5 protein-coding genes are annotated in these 5,482 nt (G+C 35.0%); 2 read left to right on the forward strand and 3 right to left on the reverse strand.

Annotated features, from left to right (window positions below):
* Both L950_RS27360 and L950_RS24030 read right to left on the reverse strand, forming a co-directional pair.
* Positions 1-782 (reverse strand): TonB-dependent receptor domain-containing protein (locus L950_RS27360; protein ID WP_156169846.1); only part of this gene is annotated, 782 nt, incomplete at its 3' end.
* Positions 707-2,467, reverse strand: a complete 1,761-nt coding sequence (locus tag L950_RS24030; protein WP_021190868.1) for a TonB-dependent receptor plug domain-containing protein — start codon at positions 2,465-2,467, stop codon at positions 707-709. The genes L950_RS27360 and L950_RS24030, both read right to left, overlap by 76 nt.
* Before the next feature lie 574 nt (positions 2,468-3,041).
* Here L950_RS24030 and L950_RS24035 point away from each other — a divergent pair.
* Both L950_RS24035 and L950_RS34570 read left to right on the forward strand, forming a co-directional pair.
* On the forward strand, positions 3,042-3,557 hold the full coding sequence (locus tag L950_RS24035; protein ID WP_031288785.1) for a nucleotidyltransferase domain-containing protein: 516 nt from the start codon (positions 3,042-3,044) through the stop codon (positions 3,555-3,557).
* Between the two features lie 14 nt (positions 3,558-3,571).
* A complete protein-coding gene (locus tag L950_RS34570; protein WP_031288787.1) occupies positions 3,572-3,787 on the forward strand; it encodes a hypothetical protein in 216 nt (71 codons plus the stop codon).
* 133 nt (positions 3,788-3,920) lie between these two features.
* Here L950_RS34570 and L950_RS24045 read toward each other — a convergent pair whose 3' ends face one another.
* Positions 3,921-4,193: a helix-turn-helix domain-containing protein gene (locus L950_RS24045; protein ID WP_021190869.1), complete on the reverse strand. Its 273-nt coding sequence runs from the start codon at positions 4,191-4,193 to the stop codon at positions 3,921-3,923.
* Positions 4,194-5,482: the final 1,289 nt, after the last annotated feature.

Raw genomic sequence — 5,482 nt, forward strand, 5'->3', positions numbered from 1 at the left:
TTTGCTATAGAGCGGATACCATCATCTGCATCAAGTTCTTGAACCCCAGCGCCAAATGGAAGACTGATGATTTTATTGCGATCTCTAGAATAATTAAAATTTACATCCCAAGAAAAATTTTGTGTTTTAACAGGAGTTCCGTAAAGCCGAGCTTCAATTCCTCTACTTCTAATATGTCCTCCATTCACCAAAGCTGCAGTGACGCCACTTTCTTGAGAAATTGGCACTGAAGTGATCTGATCGATCGTATTTTTAGTATAATACGTAAAATCAAAACCTAGTCTATTTTTCAACATTTTAAGTTCAGTTCCGATCTCATAGGTATCACTACTCTCTGGTTTTAGATTCCGGTTTCCTAATGTTTTTGAGTCGAAACCATAATTCGGAATACCACCATAAGGAGTATTTGCAGTATAATATCCTGTCATTGCTCTATAAGTGGACGTTCCTCTGCCGACTTTATTGTAGGACATTCTTAATTTAGCAAAGCTAAATATATTTTCAGGAAGTTTTAGCGCATCCGACAATACCCAAGACAAATCGGCCCCTGGATAAAAATAAGAAAAATTACCTGATCCATCGGGATATACTAGACTTGAATCCCAGTCATTCCGACCGTATAGGTTGAGCGTCAGCCAGTTTTTATATGTTACAGCTGTTTGGAAAAAACCTGATACAATACGCGATTGATTCGGTTTATCTTCATTCACAATAGCCGGAAGTTTAGAATTTGATAGGCGAAATACATCGGCGATAAGCATCCCATCAGTTCTTCCGTACATACCATTGCGTAAGGAATGATTGACCTCTCCACCCGCTTGTAGTGTGAGTTCAAAATCTTCTGTTTTTTTGTGAAATTTAAATTTGAGCGATACCGAGTCTGTAGAACCCGTGAACTCCTGTTATTATAAGAACCTCCGTTGAAACCTTCTTCCTGACCTCGATTTTTCATTTGACGGTTAGTACTAAAAAGATTCGCAGTGAAATTATTCTCCCACATCAACCAATCTGTAAAATTAATACGAGCATTAAATGTTCCTCTAAAATTATCTTCGATTTGTTGTTGTTTTTGTTCATAAAGCGTAAACAATAGACTTGCTTTACCAGTAGGATCATCTTGGGTGACACCTCCATTTATAGCATCTTTATAATTATCTTTCCAATAATTAAGGTCATAAGAACGTGGCATACCATATGATAAACCGTACATTACATTATTGCCCATATTCCAACGTTCACCCCCATATTGTGGATTGAAACTTTGACTATTGACATAAGTAGCACCTGCATCGAGAATAATCGATTTACCCATACGATGGGTAGCTCTTAAATTAAAATTATTTCTCGTGAGCTTGTTATTGGGCGCCACTCCTGTAGAATTGGTATTGGAATATGACATCCTGAACGTTGTTTGTTCATTTCCACCTTGAAGTGATAGGTTGGAATTATTGTATCTTCCTGTACGGAATAGATCTAATGGATTATTGTTCGTTTGAAAAGGAACGAGTCTTCCATCTACATCTTTTACCGTTCTACCATCAAATTTTGGACCGAAACTATAGCCATAATTTGTTGTTGGAATCTGTTCATAACCATCTGTTCCTGCTACATATACAGCATTTGGATTAGAGCCGGGACCATATTTATCTTGCATATCAGCAGTAGCATATGGTTTATCAAAGCCCTGCGTGTGTGTAAAGCCAATACCAAAACCTTTTTGTGAATATCCTTTTTTTGTTGTAATCAGAATAACCCCGCCGGCCGCACGGCTTCCGTACAATGCTGTTACAGAACCTCCATTTAGAACTGAAATTGTTGCTATATCGTCTGGACTGATATTCTTAAGAACATTCCCAAAATCCTGGTCTCCCCCCCGATTAGGAAGTACAACTTCTTCATCCATAATAATTCCATCAACAACAACCAATGGGGTATTGCCATATTGGTTTAATGATCCCGCTCCCCTGATCTGAAATCTAGGAGTAGACTGTGGTCCTCCTGTTCCGACATTGACTTGCAATCCTGGAACCATTCCTTGCAATGCAGCAATTGGATTTATTGCGTTTGTTCTACGGATTTCGTCACCACTAATTTGTGTCATGGCATAACCCAATTGTCGTTTCTCACGCGACTCGCCTAGACCTGTAACCACAACTTCATCTAAGGATGCAGCAGTTTCTTTTAAGCTCACGGTCAGACTCTTATTACTACTGATAGTAATTTCTTCACTTTGATATCCGATCATCGAAATACGAAGCTTATCTCCCTGATTAGCAGAGATGGAAAATGTTCCATCATGTGAAGTTTGTGCAGCCCGATTTGAGCCGATAACGGTAACTGTTACCCCCGCTATAGGTCCCTTTTCATTAGAAATTGTGCCCTTGATGGTTTGCTGGGCAAACAAGGAGGTTGCACTAAATAGCGTGCATAACGCAATTCCAGTGTTTTTTTTAAAAAATACATGCATAAAAAAATAGGTAAAATAAAATTGTTTAGTTAGTTGGCATTATTCTGGTAATTTTTTCTTTGGTTAGTTTATTGTTTTTATGTTAGTTAGTTTGAATTGTTAAATTATCGTTGACATAAATTAACAAGATTATTAATTCTCAAATTAATAGAATTAAAATGCGTAATAATGTTTGATTAGTACTTAACAATAAGAAGAATATCCTAAAAGAGAATTATGACTAAAAAATAAAATCTTTATGAAATTCTTTTCTATTGTTAAGAATAGGCTTTACAAATATAAAAAAAACACAAAGATTGAAATACTTATTAAAAAAAAATAAAAGTTTTTTACCCCAATATTATACTTTTTTAGCCTGATTTTATTATTATCTGAAATATAAAAAGTATATCTTGACCGTTATAAATTTGAATAATACTATTTTAAAATTATTGATGTTCTGGTTGAAAAGATCTTTGATGATGAGATAAAAACTCAAAATTTAGATGTGTATTTTCTACTCTGTTGCTGTAATTATATATTCAAAATAACTTGTTGATAGCGCTTTCATCTTACTTATTTGTATCTTTATATTATGAATAAATTATCCCATTTACCACAAAACAAGCAGGAACAATTAGCCGAAATTGTAGATATTATTTGCAATATTTCTGATCCAGCTATGGTTATTTTGTTTGGTAGCCATACTTCGGACAAGTGGGTTGAGGATGAATATGAGGAACGGGGAGCCACCTATTCTTATATAAGTGATTATGATATCTTGGTTGTACTTCCTGAAGGTGATAGAGAAAAGGAAAACGAAATCGCTAGTAAAATTGAGAATAAGACTTTAAAATATAAAAATGATGTGAGCCCTATAGTTCATAGTTTCAATTATGTAAATAAGGGACTCGAAATGGGACAGTACTTCTTTCGTGATATCATCAAGGAAGGGATTGTTTTGTTTGATACAGGGGAATTTATTTTTTCTGAATCTAAGTCTTTGACCAAAGAGCAGATTAAATCTCTTGCAATTCAATATTATGATAAATGGGTTAAGAGTGGATCTAGGTTTTTAACGTTAACTAAAGTAATTAGTGAGGAGTTCTAAGAAAGAAACTACCTTTGAACGAGTTAATTTTTAACTTAAATCAGTCTGCGGAAAAATTTTACGGAGGAATTCTTTTAGTGTATACTGGGTATAAACCGAAGACTCACAGATTAAAAGCATATCGGAAATATGCTAAACATATATCAGAAGATTTAAATCATGTGTTTAAATATCCTTTGGAAGATGGGGAGGAAAATAGGCTGTTTGATATCTTAAATAAAGCTACTTAGACGCGCGTTATCAAGACGACTATTATATTTCTCCTGACGATTTCAAAAAATTGATTAACAAGGTTGAGCTATTAGAACGAGTTGTTATTAAACTTTGCGAATTGAGAATTTCCAATCTCTAATATGAATAAGATTATTTGCGGTCTTTTCTTAGTGGCAAATGTTTTGGCATTTCTACGCTGAAGTTAAAAACATCTGAGGGTTGTACTTCTAAAGCCTTACATACTGCAATAAGGCCACTTATTGACATGTTATTTTCTCCTCTAACTATACGATAGACTTGACTGTAGCTGAATCCTGTTCTATCTTCAATATCCTCTAAAGTGATTCCTTTGTCTTTAGATATCGACCAGAGTCTATCTCTGACCAATTCTAGATTCTCTTTATCTATATATTGTTCGGCCATAGACAAAGAGACATTTTAAAACATTTATTTATTATTCCAAATTTGGAATAATTAAAAGTACTTGCTATATTTGGATATTCATTCGTTGGTAAAGGCGTGAGAAACCAAAAACCATACAGAATGAAACATATAAACGTAAATAAATTCATTACACATATAGAGAGGTCCTCCCTTAATTTAGGGTCGCGTAGTTTCTCACGCTCAACCATTGAGCAAGGGAGGTACCTTTTCTTATTTTTAGATATTTCTGAGATTTTCAAATTGAAAAAACTTAGAAATATTGAACCACCTCCCGTATAGCTATATTTTTTCTCTTTCAAACTGGAATTAGTTATTAAATTTTAGATAAGCAGTCTAATCTACCTATTAAGTTGTGGAAAAATATTGCAATTTTCTGCTTCTTTGGTATTCACTTCTTTTTGAATTAATTAAAATATGGAGTTAATAAAACTATTTGGAGTAACCAAAAAAATCCCCCTTAAACTTTATGCGATTACAAGACATTATGATGTCTTCAAATCGATGAAAGCGTACCGTAGACCAGTATATTACCTTTATGATAACCATTTAACGCTTTTCGATTCCATCATTTATTTATAGCCTGGGCGCAATGAGCTCCTGATTAGTTTCATTTGGAAGCTGTCTGGATATCTATTGCGCTTCAGGTAAATACCAAGATTATAAACCTTAAAAATGAATAATTTTCATAAGGATGGGAGGGTATATGCCTATTTGAAGGGTATTATCCAATCCATTTATACGATTAAAAAAAGTGCAGTAAACAAGGGGTATTCCTTAAATATTCTGTTACTAAAAAAGTGCTTGAAAACAACATTGCACATGCAATTAATATTGATTTTGTCAGTCAATATGCCTTATGTGAAGGTGCGACAAACCTACGGGATGACTCTCGTTGTCGACCAGATGTCGAAGAAAAAATATCAAAAAGATTAAATTCTGATTTTTCTCTGACCAAATTAACACCAACTTCTAAGTTTCTGCGACTGGGCTTCGAGTCGGCATCGGGATTTCATCGACAACAGTGCATGAAAAGTCGAAGCACGGTCGAGCAAAAGTCAAGTGGAAGTAGAAAAAGGGGTGAAAAAAGGGAAAAGAAAGTTAGTAGGAATTTACTGGATGTGATAAACAGCAAATCGAAGCACTATCTAACAGGCACCAGCTTTATACCTGCTTTTAACCTGCTTCGGACCTTGTTTTACCGTCGGCCGTCGTTGCGCCGTGTGTGCACCGTACCTCTCCCGTCCCTACACCAGGAAAAGGACGGTGCA

The organism is Sphingobacterium sp. IITKGP-BTPF85 (assembly GCF_001006065.1).
Lineage (GTDB): Bacteria > Bacteroidota > Bacteroidia > Sphingobacteriales > Sphingobacteriaceae > Sphingobacterium > Sphingobacterium anhuiense.